Raw genomic sequence first — 16,635 nt, 5'->3', positions numbered from 1 at the left:
GGCACTGCGCCCCTATCGTTATGGTGCCCCGTCGTTTGGGTTGCTGGATGAATGATTCCGGTTCAAATGTCTTAGACGAGATTGTACGGTTAAGGGCTTACGGACTGTTCGGTGGAGAGAAGATCGACTACGGCTTCGGCGAGACGATTGATGGGAGACCCCTCTGTCTGATCCGTCGCACGGAGCTTGTTGCGGACTTTGGCCAGGGCTGCGATCTGGGTCTCGCGTTCTGGCCCCTCGGCCAGCAGTGGGGAGAGGGCAGAGGCGACGTTGGCGGCGGTGAAACGGCTTTGGAGAAGCTCCGGAACGATACGCCGTTCGGCGATGAGATTGACCATCGCTACCGGCAGGTTGCCGTCGAGATCGAGCATATTGGGGAATTCGGAGGGGTACTCGACGAGCTTTTTGGCCAGTGCAAAGGTCAGCGCCGAGACCCGGTAGACGACGATAAATGGATTGCCAACAATGGCCGCCAGGACGGTTGCCGTGCCGCTGGCAACGACCGAGGCGCGAGCATGGAAGAGTGCTTCGGAGGCGTTTGGGACCAAGGTGAGGCGTAGTCTGGAGGCCTCCGGGCCGAAGTACTTCAGGTGCTCGGCGTTCAGTTGGTTGATGTAGATCCGAAGCCGGGTCGGATCGATGGTGGAGGCGACGGGCAGCAGGAACTCATAGAGAGTATGGGCTGCTGGATCTCGTGGCTGCCGGACTCTGTTGCCGTCGAAGGTCGTATAGGCTGCGGAGCTGGCGATCAGGTCGCTCATGGCCAATTCCTGAAGCGTCGGGAGATTGGCGCGAATCTCCTTCCAACGGCTGCCGGGCAGAAGAGCGATCCAGGTCTTTGCCGGGTCCAGTTCGTGCTGCTCGGCGTATGCCTCGCGAGAGATTGAGGGCAACGGAAGCTCGGCCAGGGGGTGGCCGACGAATTGAGCATCGACACCGCGTTCGCGGTAGAACCTCTCCTCGAAGGGGAAGATGACGAGCATCTTGTCGACACGTTGCTGGACCCAGCGCAGGCGGCGACGCTTCCAGGCCCAGAGTTGGGGGCTGACGAACCAGACTACGGGGACTCCGGCTCGATGGAGATGCTTGGCTAGCCGGAAGTTCACATCGGGGAAGTCGATAAGTACGGCGATGTCAGGCCGGTTGGCGCGGATGGAGCGGACCAGTTTGCGGTAACTCGCATAGATATGCGGGATGTGGCGAAGGATTTCAGTAACGCCCATGACGGCGACCTCTTCGGCGCGGACGACGCGCTGCTGGCCAGCGCGCTCCATCTGAGAGCCGCCCAGGCCGGTAAAAGCCGCACCGGGAAGCCGTTCGGTCAGGGTATCGATGAGGGCAGCGCCGTAGGCGTCGCCGGAGGCTTCGCCGGCAGAGAGGAAGATGCGCGGATTGGGCTTCATCGCGATAGTTCCAGTGTAGTTCTGTTGAGCGAGGATTCCAGATGCTCTGAAGAGGGCATCAGTTTTGTGGCGTTTCGTGGTGGGATGTGACGTTTGTCTTTGGATGGCGCTATATGGGCGAATATCGCACGCTGATTGGTTTGCTTGAGGGGACGCTTTATTGCTTATTCATGAAGGGGTGCCAGAAAAGCTTTGACGCAACGGGCGCTAAGAGAGCAACGTTTCGCGACGGCTATTGTGAGGTCAAGGAAGTCTTCCAGGCTGGTCTTTTAGGTAGGTGAGAGGACGCGAGCGTGGAACAATACGAGTATGGCCTTGAAATCGAAGCCGTCGAAACGCGACGCTATTCTTGATGCGATGCTCGACATCGTTGTCGAGCGCGGCTTTCATGACGCGCCAATGTCGCTGATCGGCCAGCGTTCCGGGGCTAGCGCAGGCGTCATCTATCACCATTTCTCCAGCAAAGAAGAGATCATACAGGCGCTTTACGTGCGTATCTACGCTCTCAAGCTTGAGGCGTTCCTCGCTGATTTCGATGTCGAAAAGGAACCTGGTCACGTCTTCGTTCAGATATTCATCAGTCTCTACAACTTCTATCGCAAGCACCAGCGAGAGATGCGTTTCTATGAGCAATATCAGCATGCAGGTTTCGCCTGCACTCCCGAACAGGCGGCCACGGACGAGCGGTCAGTAGCTTTCGCCAAACGCTTCTCCAGCAAATCGCGAGGAGGCGTCCTCAAGGAATGGCCCTCAGATGTGCTGGAGGAGATGACACTCGGCGTTGTCACGCGTCTTGCGCGCCAGCCGAAAAAGATTGCCACACCCCTGTTACGCGAGATTGCCGAAAGTATGTGGGAGATGGTCAAAGCCTAAAACTAGAGCGAACGTTCGGTCTATGTGTATACTTTTTCCATGAGTAAAGACCTCGTTCTCGTCACAGGCGGCTCCGGTTTCGTTGCCATTCACTGTATCGACCAACTTCTCCGTGCTGGGTACCGCGTGCGCACGACCGTACGGTCACCCGGCCGGGAAGCGGATGTTCGTGCCATGCTGACGAACGCGGGCACGCCGTATCCGGAGGCGCTCACCTTCGTTACTGCGGATCTCCTTCGGGATGCCGGTTGGAGCGAAGCTGTTGCGGGGTGCCGCTTTGTTCACCACGTGGCTTCACCCTTTCCTCGATCACTGCCGAAACATGAGGACGAACTCATCGTCCCCGCCCGCGATGGTGCCCTTCGCGTGTTACGCGCTGCCCGTGATGCAGGAGTCGAACGTGTTGTTCTAACGTCTTCGTTCGCCGCCGTCGGATATGGGCACAAGCAGCAGACCGCTCCATTTGACGAAACGGTCTGGACCAACACCGATGCTCCAGGCGTGGGCGCCTACCAGAAGTCCAAGACAATTGCCGAGAGGGCGGCATGGGATTTCATCCGGAGTGAAGGCGGCAATCTCGAACTCTCCGTGGTCAATCCTGTGGGTATCTTCGGGCCGACCTTTGGCCCTGATTTCTCGACATCCATCTTCCTCATCCAGAGGCTCATGGATGGATTCCCCTTTTGTCCCCACATCGCCTTCGGCACGGTCGATGTCCGTGATGTGGCTGATATGCACCTTCGCGCGATGGTCAATCCGCTTGCCAGCGGCGAGCGATTTCTCGCTGTTGCCGGCGGATTGGTCTCGCTCCTCGATGTGGCAACTTTCTTGAGGCAGCGCTTAGGCGATGCCGGCCGCCGGGCACCGACCCGCGAAATTCCGGATTGGCTGGTGCGAACCTTCGCCCTCTTCGTGCCAGACCTGAGGCAGGTCGTGCATGAACTTGGAAAAAGAAAGAATGTCTCGAACGAAAAGGCTAAGCGCATCCTGGGATGGGCACCCCGTTCGAACGAAGAATCTATCGTTGCAGCGGGCGAAAGTCTGGTCCGCCTTGGACTGATAAAAAGCTAGCTCTTGCGTCTTTGCTTTTGTGCTCTTTGCGTCAAGGCTTTTGCTGTTGTTTGGTCTTCTCCCTGGCTCGCCTTTATGATGTCTGGCTGAGATACGCTGGTAGCTCTGGAGGCGCACTGTGGCAGGGAATCGAGCGAAGACATTCCAGGCAATTCTAGAGAAGGGTGACCGGGCTCTGGGCTGGACGATTGCCCGTGTCCCGTTCGAGCCCTCCGAGGTGTGGGGGAAGATGGTGCGGCTGCGTGTGAAGGGTGAGATCCGGTCTCCAAACGGTGTGGGTTTTGCTTTTCGCACCTCGCTCTTTCCTGATCCGCGCGGGGGATTTTACCTGTTGGTTAATAAAGCCATGCAGCGTGGTGGCCGGGTTGCGCCGGGAGCGATGGCGGAGTTTTCATTGCAGCCGGATATGGAGGCTCGTGCGGCGGAGCTGCCGGATGAGCTTGCCGTGCTGCTGGATGACGAGCCGGGGTTGCGTGAGTGGTACGACGAACTCACCGAGTACACGCGGCGCGAGTTAGGGAAGTGGGTCATGGGCGTCAAGAGTGACGACGCCCGTATGCATCGTGCCGAGCAGTCGGCTGAACGTCTGCTCGGCGCCATGGAAGGCGAGCGTGAGTTGCCGCCGGTGATTGCAGCGGCATTCCGTCGGCGGCCGAAGGCGAAGGCTGGGTGGGAGAAGATGACTATCCTCCAGCGGCGCGGGGAGTTGATGGCGGTGTTCCACTACCAGACGCCCGAGGCACGACAGAAGAGGGTGGAGAAGTTGTGCGATGCGGCAGAAAAGCGGGTAGTGGGATAGCTGCCGAATTACTTACCTATGCCGACTTCCCGGGAACGATTCAATCGTCGGGACAGTATTGGCGGTGTGGTTCTAATGGGCAGATTTTGACGCGGTGACCTTTTCGAAATCCGGGCGGGAACATATGATCGGCTTACTGTGATGAATCCAACTGGTTCCCGTTATCTTTCGCGTGTCTTGTGCCTTGCCGCAAGCTTTGCCGTGGCGTCGGCTGCTGCGCAATCGCACTCTGCCACCGAGTATCGGTTGTCCTTTCCGGATGCAGTACACCACGTGATGAATGTGGAGGCCACCTTCCACAATGTGCCGCAGCGACCGTTGCATATGCAGATGAGCCGGTCGTCGCCAGGACGGTACGCTGCCTTTGAGTTCGCCTCGAATGTCTTTGAAGAACGCTTCACAGACGGCGGTGGAAGGCCGCTCACCGTCACCAAGTCCGATCCGCGGTCCTGGTCTGTCACCAGTCATGACGGAACGGTACATGTTGTGTATAAGCTCTTTGGGGACAGAGTAGACGGTACCTTTCTAGCCGTTGATCTGACCCACGCGCACATTAACTTTCCGGCAACGGTGATGTGGGCGCAGGGTTTTGACGATCGTCCGGTGCGTGTCACGTTCGCTCTGCCCAATGGTTCCGATTGGAAGATCGCAACGCAGCTTTATCCCACACCGGACACGCAGACCTTCACCGCGCCCAACCTGCTATACCTCATGGACAGTCCCGTGGAGTTGAGTCACTTCGTCCTGCGGACCTTTCAGGTGCCAGGACTGAATCCCGGCAGCAAGGCCCAGACGATCCGCCTTGTGGCTCACAGCCAGGCGACCGATGCGGAGTTCGATACCTACTTTGCAGGGGTGCAGAAGCTGGTGCGCGAAGAGCAGGCGGTCTTCGGCGAGTTGCCGGATTATGAACCAGGCTCCTATACCTTCCTTGCGGACGCTTTTCCCTGGGACAACGGCGATGGCATGGAACATCGCAACAGCACTGTCGTCACGGGAAAGAAACTCTCGCTGGAGACCGCTGCGCATGAGTTCTTTCACTGCTGGAACGTGAAACGCATCCGTCCGGAAGGCTTGGAGCCCTTCAACTTCCGCGACGTGAATATTTCCGGCGAGATGTTCCTGGCCGAAGGCTTCACGCAGTATTACGGTAATCTTTCCATGCTGCGCAGCGGCCTCACGCCAGCCACTGATCTCAAAGCTTTTGCGGGAGACGTGTCTTACGTCCTGAGTGCACCCGGAAGCAGCTATCGCTCCGCGATGGATATGAGCCGCCTGGCGCCGCTGGTGGACGGCAGCAGTGATGACTTCCCGAAATATTGGAGCAATGACTTCGTTTCGTACTACTCATACGGAGATGCCGTCGCGCTGGGGCTAGACCTCACGCTGCGTGTTCGCTCCCAATCCCGCGTCACGCTGGACGACTTCATGCGCGCTATGTGGCGCGCCTACGGCAAACCGGGTGGACCCGCGCCGGGCCTCGTCGGCAAGCCGTACACCATCGCCGATGTGCAGACCCAACTGGCCGCGGTGAGCGGAGATCCAGCCTTTGCCGCTGAGTTTGTGAAGCGCTATATCGCAGGAACCGACAAGGTAGATTACGCTCCACTGCTGCTGCACGCGGGCTATGTGCTGCGAAAGCAGGCAGGGCCGGCATCCCTTGGACGTTTGCGCCTGGTGAAGAGCGACAAGGCTTTGCGCGTCTCAAACTCTACGATGATTGGCTCTCCTGCCTACAACGCTGGAGTGGATCTCGATGATGAGATTCTCTCCGTGGCGGGCACTTCGCTGGCTGCGCCTGAGGATCTGGTTAAGGCGCTGGCGGGACATAAAGCGGGAGAGACTGTGGAGATCGTCTTCCGCCGCCGCGGGCAGGAGGTGCGCGCGACCGCCACCCTCGCCGATCCGGGAGAGCTGGAACTGGTGCCGGTAGAGAGTACGGGAGTAACACTCTCGGCGGAGCAGAAGCAGTTTCGGGAAGCATGGCTGGGAAGCAAGACTAAGTAAGACGGAACACTGCGTCTTCTTTCGCTCCTTGCTACGTGCCGGGAGATGCGGCGGAGCTGCCGGATGAGCTCGCCGTGCTATCAGTTCTCTCTCTCGGCAGCTTCCAATGTGGGTAGGTCCAGTTTAATCATTCCCATCATGGCTGCCATGGCTTTGGGGTGGCTGACCAACTCGCTGATATTGCGTGGCACAATCTGCCAGCATAAGCCGTAACGGTCTGTGAGCCAGCCGCAGGCCATGGGTTTGCCGCCTTCGATCAACTTGTCCCAATAGCTGTCGATCTCTTTCTGGGAGTCGCAGCGGACGAAGAACGAGAAGGCAGGATTGAGCTGTTGCGAGGGGCCGCCGTTGAGGAAGACCATCTCCTGGCCTTCAAGCTCGATTGTGATCGTGGCAATCTTGCCCACGGGCCAGGGACCGACTCCTTTGGAGCGCAGCTCATCGAGCTTGCGAGCGTGCGGGAAGACGCTCAGGTAAAACTCAGCGGCTTCTTCGGCGTTGTCATTGAACCAGAGGAATGGCGCAAGTTTATTCATGGCGGGAATCGTACCAGAGGGGAATCTACTTCTGGCAAGCTGACTTTCAGGTAACCATTCAACCTTAGGGTGAGTGGCTCAGCTTTGATCAGGAACAAAATGGGTGCCCCACATCTCGAGATGTGGGTTGTAGGACAGGCCGAAGGATCTTGTTCCCTATCAACCGATGAGTCGAACGGTCACACTCAGGAAATCGTGCCACGACGAGTTCCTACGTCTATAGGACAAGAGAAGATCCAGACCACCTGCCGGTTATTCGTATCTGAGAGCCACCACGGGATCGACTCGCATGGCTCGCCGGGATGGGAGATAGGCGGCGAGTAGCGCGATGGTTAGAAACAAAAGGGAGACACCGATAAAAGAGAGGCCATCCATAGAATTGAGGCCATAGATAAGGCCTCGAAGCAGATAAGAGGCTCCTACCGCGAGAACCATTCCGGCGAGTAATCCGGCAAGCACGGGCCGCGTGCTTGTGCGCAGCATGAGTTCGAGGACGTCGCGCCTTTTGGCGCCGAGAGCCATGCGGATGCCGACTTCCCGTGTGCGCAGGACGACGATGTAGCTGACGGTGCCGTAGATGCCCATCGTGGCCAGCAGAAGTCCAAACACGCCGATGGTAGAAGCAATAGCGGCTGCTATGCTCGAGACCACAAAGGTTGATGTCTGTCGAAGCATCTCATCGAGAGTAACGGTGGAAGTCATCAGGCTAGGATCGATGGCCGCAACCGCAGGACCGATCGCATCCTTAAGCTGCATTGCGTCTGGTTGGGTCCGGATGAGGATTGGATGGTCTTGTAGATGATCTTCTGGTAACGGCAGGTAGACCTGCGCGGAGTCTCTGCCGTCAGACAAGACTCCACGTGTGTCGCGAGCGATGCCGATCACCTGGTACGCCGGTCCATCGGGTAGAGCTTCGTTCTTTCCGTGGTACTGCTCATCAGTGCCCATACGGAGACTGAGGCCGATAGGGTTCTTTCCCGGCCAGAGTCGTTTCGCTGCTGATTCGCTGAGGATGACGAAAGGTTCAGGCTGGCCCGACCGCAATCGAAAGTTGTGGCCGGAGAGCAGCGGAATGCCGAGGGTTTGAAGGTAGTTCGGTTGAACGTAGGTGTAGTAGAGAAGCGCCCGCGTATTGTGGGTCGAAGGTTTTTCCCCGTTGAGCGAAATGGCAGCCGTTCGCATGCTGGGGCCGTCGGGTGGTTCGGCGATGGTGATTTCGGTGACTCCGGGCAGAGTAGCGAGGCGCGTGCGAATCTCGCGGACGGTAGCTGTTTCACGGCTGGCTGTGTACTGCGATTCCTCGGGAAATCGGAGATTGAGATTAATGACGTGCTTGCTCTCGTAGCCGGTGTCCATCTTAAGCTGGTGAATGGAACTACGAATCAATATGCTTCCAGCGATCATAAGCATCAAGGAGATGGCGACCTGGCTGGCAATGAGGATGTCGCGGAGCCGACGGCTTCGAACCGGCGAAGTTCCCGCGTTCGTTTTGAGTGCAGACGAAAGAGCGGAAGCGGAGCTTTCGAGTGCCGGAGCGAGCCCGAAGAGAATGCCAGCGATCAGAGAGATTGCGAATACATAGGCGAAGATCTCGATGTCAGGTGTTACATGAACGATGAATGAGCCATACTCGACGGGCACGGCTCCGGCGGCTATGTTTGACGCCACCTGGAGAAAGGCCCATGAGAATAGGAACGCAACGACGCCTGCGAGCAGACCCAGCAGAGCACTCTCCGTTAGCAACTGCCGGATAAGGCGCATGCGGCTAGCTCCAAGCGAGAGGCGCATGCTTAGTTCATTTTGACGGGAAGCAGCGCGGGCCAGTTGCAGGCTGGCAACATTGGCGCAGGCGATCAGCAACACCATTCCGACAGCAACCATAACGACTAAAATAGCGAACTCAAATGCAGGAGGCATCTTGTTGGGGAACGGAGAACCTGGCGACAGCTGTGCGGAGGCGGGCTGGCTCAGCTCCAAGTGTGGATCGTGCAGGGTTCGGAGATGGTCGGCGAGTAGTGTCATCTCTGCCTGTGCCTGACCGCGGCTGACGCCGGGAGCCAGACGGGCATACAGGAGGTAGCCTTCCTCTTCGCGGTCGCGCAGGAAATGAAAGCCGGGATGAAGGAGCGGCAGTTCCGTGAGCGGAAGCCAGAAATCTGGTGCTGCTATGCTGGTGCCGGCGAAGTTGTGAGGCGTGATCCCAATGATGGTGAAGGCGACTCCATTGAGACGGATGGTTTTGCCCAGCAGCGTTGGATCACCTGCGAACCGCCTCTGCCAGTAGTTTTCACTGATGAGGACATAGGGTGAAGCAGCAAGCTTCGACGCATCTCCAGCCTCGAAGGTGCGGCCGCGCAAAGCCGTAACTCCGAGAACCTGGAAATAGTTTTCAGACACAATGAATGCGCTGGCGAGCTCTGCATTGCCGGGAACGGCGGGGGGAGGGATCAGACCGAGTCTTCCCATCAGTGAGCCGGCAGCTTTGCGCTGGCCGCCGATGTCACCGACGCCAGAGAGGGTTAGCAAATCGATGTTGATCGCGGCAATTACGCCAGTGAAGGAATGCAGGTGGTCCCGGTACGCTTCATAGTCGGGATAGCTGAACAGGGAATCGATGCCTGAATGGCGGACCAGCGCAAGATTGACCATCTTGCCGGGATCGCGGGCATCAAGGGACCGGGCGATCATCCCTTTGTAGGCTGTAAAGGTGGCTACGTTAATCCCAATGCCGAGAGCTAATGCGAGGACAGAAACGATGGTAAATCTGAGTTGACGGTGGAGCATGCGCGCGCCGTAGCGCAGGTCCTGCAGGATGGTCTGGGGCAGGATCATGAGATCGATCTCGTTCATCCGCTCTCGCCAATAGGTAGGATTGCCAAAGCGGCGCCGGGCGTCGCGGCGAGCTTCCGCCTGTGGCATTCCGTGATCGACGTTCCATTGCTCGCGCATGGAGAGGTGGAATTCGAGCTCTTCCTCCAAGCCTTTCGCGAGTTTGTCTCTTCCTAAGAGTGCGCGTAAACGGGAGATCCATGCCATTGAGAGCCTCCTCGACTTATGCCTTTCCGAAATCCAATACCAGGGCAACCGCACCGGTGATCTTCTGCCAGTTTTCCTGCTCGGCGCTTAGCTGCTTCCGGCCGAGTGCCGTGAGCCGATAAAAACGTGCGCGACGATTGTTTTCGCTGAGACCCCACTCGGAGGCGATCCATCGCTCCTGTTCCATGCGATGGAGCGCCGGGTAAAGCGAGCCTTCTTCGACACGCAGTACTTCGTGCGATACATCCTGAATATGCAGCGTGATGCCCCAGCCATGCATCGGACCCTGTTCAAGGCTTTTCAGCACAAGAAGAGCCAGCGTCCCCTGGAGGTTGTCGTTTTTCGACTTAACCATTGCGAACGTCTCCCCTAGATATCTATAGAAGAGTGCCGGAGTTCAGGCTCATCTGTCAATGAGGCAGGAGGGTGGGCCAGATTTAATCAGGGACAAAATGGGACCCGTCCGACGGCACGCACTGTTGCGGGGACGCTATGAGGTATGGGCTATCTGCCAGATACACAACGAGCGGGAAGTAGAGCAGCGCCCGGCCAGCAGAAGGGGCTTCGCCCTGCGGCGCACCTTCACACACCAGCGCTCGCTTACCGCTTCTTCCACATTGCGAATGCTTTTTGCATGCGCGGATCGGTGAAGAGTTTCACGCAGACCTCGCGCTCGACCGGCCCGGCCACTACGCAGTGCAGGTCGGTCCGCTGCGCCACTTCTTTTGCTGGGATCGTAATCTGCGAAACGAACCGGCTTGCATCGGCAATCGTGGCGCCGAAGACCAGCCGATCAAGGCCCGACCAGAGAGCACAGGCCATGCACATCGCACATGGTTCGCAGGTCGTATACAGCGTGTATCCCTTGAGTGACACCGAGCCCAGCTTGGCGCATGCTAATCGAATCGTCAGGGTTTCTGCATGCGCGCTGGGGTCGTGATCGGGGCCCACGCGATTCACCGCGCGCATCAACCGTTCACCAGTAGACGTGTTCACGATGTCTGCGCCGAATGGCACAGGATGGTCCGTACTCAGAGTCTCTGCCGTGAAGGCAGCCACGGATCGCATTCTCTCCTGGTCAACCGCACTCACATCCTCCGCAGCCAGCGCGTGTGTCGCCAAGGTTTCTGCGCTAAAGGCGGCCGCGCCTGCTTGCGCCAGAAAACTCCGCCGACTTACGCTCATACGTTCCCCCCATGGAGCATTTTCATGATTACTGTGAACCGGCCTGACGCATGACATCGTTGTATGTCTAGAAGGCGGTTCTCTATTTATGAAGCCGGCCAGTAAGAAAGAGGTCAATCGCGACATCGTTGTCCGCTTTCCAGATCAAAAAGCTTGGATTCTTCAGTCCCCATTGGACGTACGGTACGACAAAATGAGTCCTGGCCGTTGCGGTTGTGCCTTCAAGATGGACAAGGATGGGGATGGTGATCTCGTGAGGCGTGCCGAGGAGTGTGAAGGTACCAGCTACCTGAATGGTCGAGTCTCCTGAGGTGGCGATGGTGCCAGCGTAGGACTTCGGCTCAAACGAGACAGTTGCGTGCTGTTCGACCTTCAGGATGTCGTTGTACATCTTTTTGTCGCGGCTGCCATTGCCGGTTTTGCCGCTGCCGGCGAGGACGACCACCGAACCCGACATCTTAGGAGTGCTGCGGTCAAACTCAATCGATCCGGATTGGATGTGAAAGGTGCCGTTGACGATTTCGTGGGTTGTTTTGAGGGTCATCTTGACCTCGCTGGCATCGGGACTGACTACGAAGGTCTGATGCTGGGCGAGTGCGGCTGGAGCGAGGGTGAGCGCGAGGGCTACGACTGCGAAGGATTTCATTGCATCATCTCCCCTTAAAGGTTTAACTGCCAAGAGTTGTTTTGGCGTAATCGATTTCAGTTGGCGAAGGCCTGTGGAGCAACAGGGGCGGGCTGGGTGACACGCGTGAGTCTAGCCGTTACGCGCATCGCGCCGGGCCAGACCCTGAGGCAGAACGGTAGTACAGCGCGCGCGAGCGCGTTGTTCAAGCCGTCGGCGGCGACCTCGGCAAGACGCATCTGGGGCAGCATTGCGGAGCGCAGTTTTGGCTGAAAGACCGGCGCCGGCTCCGCCGCAAGATAGGCAGTGGCGGCACGACGGGCAGTATGCAGGGCGATGGATATGCCATCGCCGGTGAACGAGGGGATTACGGCTGCCTGATCGCCGATGCAGTAGAGCCCATCTTCGGTTGTGCGGCGGAGGTAACCGTACGGGATATGAGTGATCGTGATTGGTTTGTCGAGCAGCGGCACCGCACCGTCAAGCCGCATCGCGAGGTGGGGACAGTCCTGCTGCATCTTCGCAAGGAGGCCCTCCCAGCGAAGACCCGCACGTGCAAAATACCGCCGTTGCACCACACAGCAGAAATTCGTAATGCCGTCTTCCACCGGTTGGATACCACCGTAGCCTCCGGAATAGAGCGTCAACTCGGAGGTGTCCGCCAGGTCAGCGGTCTGGGCGGCAGACAGTCGGTAATACATCTTGAAGGCGACCCATTGGTGAGAGTCCTTTGGGCGACCGTGGCCGCGCAGATCGTGCTTGCCCGTGGAGAGAAAGGCGGTTGGAGCTTCGTATGTGGTGCCGTCGTCGAGCTTCGCCTGCCAGAGGTTGGTGGTCGCGCGGCTAAGCGACTGCACAGTGCGACCGCGCTCTACGCGGACTCCCGCGGCGATGGCTGCGGCGATGAGCGCCGTATCGAGCGCCTTGCGTGTGAGCGAGGCCGCGGGAAAAGGCAAGGGAGCCTCCGCGGCGCGTCTGGCTGCGGCAAGGCGAACATAATGAATGGGCACCGCGCCAAGCGAGGCCACATCGATACCAAGTGCGTGCAGGTCTTCAAGGGCCTCACCGCTTAGGAATTCTCCGCAGACCTTATGGCGAGGTGTAGGTTCGCGTTCAATCAGCGTGACGCTTCGTCCCTTGCGGGCGAGCGCGATCGAAGCGGCACACCCTGCCACTCCACCACCCAGGATCAAAACTTCGTCTTGCAAATCAATGCTCCTAATTCACTTGGAGGTTCAATCAGTTTGTAATGAGCTTCCATATTTCTAGTAGACGTCCAAAAAGCAATTTGAAATGTCATTCTGTACAAATCGTCATTTTGGCATCGGTAAGAAGCCTGCGGTGGTGAGGATAGTTGGGTCGTTACGGGCCTGTGATCAACTCGGCGTTGGTGTGGACCAGCTTCGGGAAATAGAACATTTTGCAAGCCCACATCTCAAAATCTCGTCACCCCTAGCCGACAATCAGTCATGACGGGTGGTGAGTTCGCGCCAGTTTAGGCCGAGGTCCACGATCAGCAGAGAGGCCAGGGTGAAGGCAATCACACCGACGGCGGATAAGACGTCGCCCAGGTGGCTCCAGTAGGCGGGCACAAGATTGAACACGCGGCTGGAGACGAAGGTAAAGGTAACTGCATAGGAGCGGGCCATCCATTGGCGGTGCTGGGTGATTTGACGATTACGCGCGGTGATGAAGGCGGCGGTGGTGCAGACCATCCAGGCGGCAGCCTGCATGGAGGTTCCGGGAAGACCTGGGCGGCCGGCTGCGAGAGCGATCCCCGTGAAGGAACCGACAAACACGGAGATGACGTAGATGCGGCCGAGGACGCGATGGAGTTGGAGGTGACGCCCGCGGATCCGCGAGGAGAAATTGATGGGGCCGATCAAAAGAGCGAAGGTTCCGGCGAGTGTATGCGGGATGAGGAGATGGCGGTCGGCGATGACCTGCAGACGGTAGGCGTGGTACATCGGATAGTCCGTGATGAGGAGGAGCTCTGAGGTAATGAAGACGAAGACTACGGTGAGGCCAAGCGAGACCCAGAGAATAGTCTTGAATCTGGAACTGGCGGAACGGGGTGCTAGCAGAGTGGAAGTTGGCATTGTTCGCCTCTTGGATGTTTAGACGTGATGAGATGTGCCACGAAGGCAACGGAGGCGATAGGCTTCCTATCTCTTAGTCGAACGAGATGCTTCAGAATCACCGACCTCACTTCCACCTCCCCACACATAGCCGTCCCGGCCTCCAATGCTCGACAGTCACTGCCTCCCGCGGGATCTCAGCCGTCGCCAGCAACCGGAACCAGTCCTCCTCCCGGAAGGCTCGCCGGAAGGACACCGGCCCATCATGCCGCACAAACCGGTGCCACCCCACGACTCCCGCCACCCACCCAAACATCCGACAACTCCGCTCCGACCGCTCCAGATCATTGATAAACCAGCTTACCTGCGCAGTCGCTTCCATCCACCGCAGCAGCGCGACGATCTCCTCATCCTCAAGATGATGTGCCATCAGCGAACTCACGACGATATCTATCGGCTTCTCTGGCCGATACGCCAGAGCATCGCCGGTTACCCAAGTGATTCCGAGCTCCTTCGGCGTAGACTCCGCTGCTGCACGCGCCGCATAAGGATTCAAGTCGATCCCCGTTAACTGCACCGCGATGCCCCATCTCCGTGCCCAGCCTGCAATCTGACGCAACAGGCCGCCACCGCCACTTCCAACATCGACGATGTGGATCGGATAACGCGGCCTATGCGGCAACCGCTCCAGCCAAGCCAGCGTCGGCCGATAACCCAGCAACCAGCGATTGACTTGTTCCAGACTGAGCAGGCAGTCGCGGAAATCCTCATAGCTACAGTCGCCATCCATCAGCTCCGGCAACTCGCGTGGAGAGACCCGACGATTGAAATCAAACTCGGCACTAAACCGCATGGAAGCGCATTGTCTCCGCTGTCAGCCCCGGCCCGAACGACATCGCACACCCGAGCTGCCCCGGCCGCGCCTGCTGCATGATCCGCTGCAGCACAAACATCACCGTTGCCGAAGACATGTTGCCGAAGCACGACAACACCTCACGCGACGCCGCCAACGCATCGGGTCGCAACTCCAGTCCCTTCTCTACCGCATCCAGGATTGACCGCCCGCCGGGATGCACCGCCCACAGGTCGATGCCATCGCGCTCGGACATCAGCTCGCCCTCATGCAGCGCGCGGCCCAACTCTCCCGGCACCTGTCCTGAGAGCAGCATGTCGAACCCGAGATCGCGGATCTTCCACGTAATCAGCCCCTTCGTCTCGGGCACCATCACCGCCTTGAAGCTGTCCAGCGCAAAGCCCTGCTCGCACGCGGTAATCAGGCTCGCCGCCGCACCATCCGCGAAGACAAGGAAGGAGAGCACCTGCTCCAGATCCTGCGTCTCCTGCAAGTGCAGCGTGCACAGCTCCAGGTTGACCATGAGAACACTCGCCTTCGGATCTGAGCGCACAATATGCCGCGCCAGCTTCAACGCATTGATCGCGGCATAGCATCCCATGAATCCGACCATCGTACGCTCCACGTCCGCCGAAAGCCCGAGGTGGTCGACGATCTCAAAGTCCAGCCCCGGCGCATAGAGTCCCGTGCAGCAGGTCACCAGTACATGCGTAATACCGGAGCGTTCCTTCTCATTGAGCCAAAGCCGGTCCACGGCCTTCCTCATCAGCACTGGAGCGCTCTGCTCAAACAGCTTCATACGTCGAGCCGTGTTGGGAAAGTTGCCTAGCCGATAAAACTCATGCGCGTCGTGCGCGGAACCTTTCTGCGGATCGAGGAATGAATAGCGATGCGCGATGCGAGCGCGGCTCGCCATGCGGCCGAAGAGCATGCGCAGCCGCGGGTCGGCAAGCATATTCTCTGCGTAGACGACGAAGGCATCATGCACATCGTGCTCTGGTACGGCAGTGGCGATGCGGTTCAGGTAAGCCGTAGTCATGTGCAATGGGCCCTCAGCCCGGAATATAGGGAGTAGATGTCGCGTGTGTGTCTTGGGGAAGCTGGATCACGAAGAGACGACAATCCGGCGACAGCCGACTACTTGAGAGAACAGGCTCCGTATCTCAATACAACGGCTACTCTTTGAGACGAGACCGGTGCTCTCTTGATAGCACTTTGCGGGAAGAGAATAGGATGACGATTTGTTCATGGAGGACGCAGTCCCCTAAACACTTGCTGTATCGACGTGTCCGCGCATCATGATGGGATGGAAGTATGCGCGCCGGAAATCGGCCGTTCTGCTCACCCTTGCGGCAGGAGTTCTTATTCCGGCTATGTGGATCTTTGTATAGCGCAACTCGATTCATCTATTGCTGCAAGATGACATAATCGTCATCTTGCAGCCTCGTAGTGTATGCAACGCCTGAATCAAAATGTCTTACCATGATCTATGCGACTTCTGCTGGTCGAGGATGAACCCGAGATTCGGAGCTTCGTCGAGCAATCCTTGCTTGAGGCGGGATACGAAGTGGATACCGCGGAAGACGGGAACGCCGCAACTCAGTTGGCGTCCAAGCACGTCTACCATGGTCTCATTGTCGATTTAGGACTCCCAGATCAAGATGGTATCGAACTCATCCTGCAATTACGCAGATCCGGGATCACTAGTCCGGTGCTGATCCTTTCGGCGCGGCGGTCGGTAGATGACCGGGTGAAAGGTCTGGAACTTGGTGGCGATGATTACCTCACCAAGCCATTCGCCATCGCAGAATTGCTTGCTCGGATGCGGAACCTCCTACGACGCAACTCCTCACAGACTGAAGATGCGACGCGTCTCCGGGTCTGTGACCTGGAGTTGGACATGCTTAAACGCAGGGCCAGCCGAGGCGATGAAATTCTAAACCTGAGTCCGCAGGAGTTCGTGCTTCTTGAGTATCTCTGCCGGCACGCCGGTAGAGTTGTAACTCGTTCCATGCTTTTGAAGGAGGTCTGGGGAATGCGGATTCAACCAGACACGAACGTGGTGGATGTTCACATTTACAGGCTGCGAGGCAAAATCGATACGGTCGGCCGTGAGCCGTTGATCAAGACACTGCGAGGTATTGGATATGTCCTCAAAGGCAACTAATC

General features: G+C 58.1%; 15 protein-coding genes. 5 read left to right on the top strand and 10 right to left on the bottom strand.

The window, feature by feature from the left end; genetic code table 11:
* Positions 1–89: 89 nt before the first annotated feature.
* Complete coding sequence (locus GSQ91_RS20005) at positions 90–1,403, bottom strand: lipid-A-disaccharide synthase (protein ID WP_254064749.1); 1,314 nt, start codon at positions 1,401–1,403, stop codon at positions 90–92.
* A 309-nt stretch (positions 1,404–1,712) separates the two neighbouring features.
* Between GSQ91_RS20005 and GSQ91_RS20000 the strand changes: the two genes are divergently transcribed.
* The 4 genes from GSQ91_RS20000 to GSQ91_RS19985 all read left to right on the top strand — a co-directional run bounded on the left by GSQ91_RS20000 (position 1,713) and on the right by GSQ91_RS19985 (position 6,153).
* Positions 1,713–2,276 carry a TetR/AcrR family transcriptional regulator gene (locus tag GSQ91_RS20000; RefSeq protein ID WP_158823519.1) on the top strand — a complete coding sequence of 188 codons (564 nt, stop codon included), beginning with the start codon at positions 1,713–1,715 and terminating at the stop codon, positions 2,274–2,276.
* 39 nt (positions 2,277–2,315) lie between these two features.
* Complete coding sequence (locus GSQ91_RS19995; RefSeq protein WP_158823518.1) at positions 2,316–3,347, top strand: aldehyde reductase; 1,032 nt, start codon at positions 2,316–2,318, stop codon at positions 3,345–3,347.
* A 118-nt stretch (positions 3,348–3,465) separates the two neighbouring features.
* The gene (locus GSQ91_RS19990; protein WP_158823517.1) at positions 3,466–4,146 is read left to right on the top strand and encodes a YdeI/OmpD-associated family protein; all 681 of its coding nucleotides are present in this window, start codon (positions 3,466–3,468) and stop codon (positions 4,144–4,146) included.
* Positions 4,147–4,287: 141 nt separating this feature from the next.
* Entirely contained in the window at positions 4,288–6,153 is a 1,866-nt protein-coding gene (locus GSQ91_RS19985) for a M61 family metallopeptidase (RefSeq protein ID WP_158823516.1), read from the top strand.
* Between the two features lie 80 nt (positions 6,154–6,233).
* On the opposite strand, the gene GSQ91_RS19980 is transcribed toward GSQ91_RS19985, so the two are convergent.
* From GSQ91_RS19980 to GSQ91_RS19940, 9 genes are all read right to left on the bottom strand, one after another.
* The gene (locus GSQ91_RS19980; RefSeq protein ID WP_158823515.1) at positions 6,234–6,689 is read right to left on the bottom strand and encodes a VOC family protein; all 456 of its coding nucleotides are present in this window, start codon (positions 6,687–6,689) and stop codon (positions 6,234–6,236) included.
* Between the two features lie 252 nt (positions 6,690–6,941).
* Complete coding sequence (locus GSQ91_RS19975; RefSeq protein ID WP_158823514.1) at positions 6,942–9,725, bottom strand: ABC transporter permease; 2,784 nt, start codon at positions 9,723–9,725, stop codon at positions 6,942–6,944.
* Between the two features lie 16 nt (positions 9,726–9,741).
* On the bottom strand, positions 9,742–10,080 hold the full coding sequence (locus GSQ91_RS19970) for a PadR family transcriptional regulator (RefSeq protein ID WP_158823513.1): 339 nt from the start codon (positions 10,078–10,080) through the stop codon (positions 9,742–9,744).
* Between the two features lie 245 nt (positions 10,081–10,325).
* Positions 10,326–10,910 (bottom strand): nucleoside deaminase, encoded by a 585-nt coding sequence (locus GSQ91_RS19965; RefSeq protein WP_158823512.1) that lies wholly within the window; start codon positions 10,908–10,910, stop codon positions 10,326–10,328.
* 82 nt (positions 10,911–10,992) lie between these two features.
* Positions 10,993–11,556 (bottom strand): YceI family protein, encoded by a 564-nt coding sequence (locus GSQ91_RS19960; protein WP_158823511.1) that lies wholly within the window; start codon positions 11,554–11,556, stop codon positions 10,993–10,995.
* A 56-nt stretch (positions 11,557–11,612) separates the two neighbouring features.
* Positions 11,613–12,743, bottom strand: coding sequence for an NAD(P)/FAD-dependent oxidoreductase (locus GSQ91_RS19955; RefSeq protein ID WP_158823510.1), 1,131 nt, complete (start codon positions 12,741–12,743; stop codon positions 11,613–11,615).
* Positions 12,744–12,998: 255 nt separating this feature from the next.
* On the bottom strand, positions 12,999–13,634 hold the full coding sequence (locus GSQ91_RS19950) for a DUF2306 domain-containing protein (protein WP_158823509.1): 636 nt from the start codon (positions 13,632–13,634) through the stop codon (positions 12,999–13,001).
* 106 nt (positions 13,635–13,740) lie between these two features.
* Positions 13,741–14,466 carry a methyltransferase domain-containing protein gene (locus GSQ91_RS19945; RefSeq protein ID WP_158823508.1) on the bottom strand — a complete coding sequence of 242 codons (726 nt, stop codon included), beginning with the start codon at positions 14,464–14,466 and terminating at the stop codon, positions 13,741–13,743.
* Positions 14,456–15,505, bottom strand: coding sequence for a type III polyketide synthase (locus tag GSQ91_RS19940; RefSeq protein ID WP_158823507.1), 1,050 nt, complete (start codon positions 15,503–15,505; stop codon positions 14,456–14,458). Before GSQ91_RS19940 ends, GSQ91_RS19945 begins: the two co-directional genes overlap by 11 nt.
* Positions 15,506–15,955: 450 nt before the next feature.
* On the opposite strand from GSQ91_RS19940, the gene GSQ91_RS19935 reads away from it, so the two are divergent.
* Positions 15,956–16,633 carry a response regulator transcription factor gene (locus GSQ91_RS19935; RefSeq protein WP_158823506.1) on the top strand — a complete coding sequence of 226 codons (678 nt, stop codon included), beginning with the start codon at positions 15,956–15,958 and terminating at the stop codon, positions 16,631–16,633.
* Positions 16,634–16,635 lie beyond the last annotated feature (2 nt).

The organism is Granulicella sp. S156 (genome assembly GCF_009766105.1).
In the GTDB taxonomy this organism is placed as follows: Bacteria; Acidobacteriota; Terriglobia; order Terriglobales; family Acidobacteriaceae; genus Granulicella.
Note: the sequence above shows the minus strand (reverse complement) of the source record. Positions and strands in the feature narration are given on the sequence as shown.

Coding starts and splice junctions, on each gene's coding strand:
- GSQ91_RS19975 (WP_158823514.1), bottom strand. CDS start 9,725: ATGGCATGGATCTCCCGTTTACGCGCACTCTTAGGAAGAGACAAACTC.
- GSQ91_RS19950 (WP_158823509.1), bottom strand. CDS start 13,634: ATGCCAACTTCCACTCTGCTAGCACCCCGTTCCGCCAGTTCCAGATTC.
- GSQ91_RS19935 (WP_158823506.1), top strand. CDS start 15,956: ATGCGACTTCTGCTGGTCGAGGATGAACCCGAGATTCGGAGCTTCGTC.
- GSQ91_RS20000 (WP_158823519.1), top strand. CDS start 1,713: ATGGCCTTGAAATCGAAGCCGTCGAAACGCGACGCTATTCTTGATGCG.
- GSQ91_RS19945 (WP_158823508.1), bottom strand. CDS start 14,466: ATGCGGTTTAGTGCCGAGTTTGATTTCAATCGTCGGGTCTCTCCACGC.
- GSQ91_RS19960 (WP_158823511.1), bottom strand. CDS start 11,556: ATGAAATCCTTCGCAGTCGTAGCCCTCGCGCTCACCCTCGCTCCAGCC.
- GSQ91_RS19995 (WP_158823518.1), top strand. CDS start 2,316: ATGAGTAAAGACCTCGTTCTCGTCACAGGCGGCTCCGGTTTCGTTGCC.
- GSQ91_RS19970 (WP_158823513.1), bottom strand. CDS start 10,080: ATGGTTAAGTCGAAAAACGACAACCTCCAGGGGACGCTGGCTCTTCTT.
- GSQ91_RS19940 (WP_158823507.1), bottom strand. CDS start 15,505: ATGACTACGGCTTACCTGAACCGCATCGCCACTGCCGTACCAGAGCAC.
- GSQ91_RS19980 (WP_158823515.1), bottom strand. CDS start 6,689: ATGAATAAACTTGCGCCATTCCTCTGGTTCAATGACAACGCCGAAGAA.
- GSQ91_RS19985 (WP_158823516.1), top strand. CDS start 4,288: ATGAATCCAACTGGTTCCCGTTATCTTTCGCGTGTCTTGTGCCTTGCC.
- GSQ91_RS19965 (WP_158823512.1), bottom strand. CDS start 10,910: ATGAGCGTAAGTCGGCGGAGTTTTCTGGCGCAAGCAGGCGCGGCCGCC.
- GSQ91_RS20005 (WP_254064749.1), bottom strand. CDS start 1,403: ATGAAGCCCAATCCGCGCATCTTCCTCTCTGCCGGCGAAGCCTCCGGC.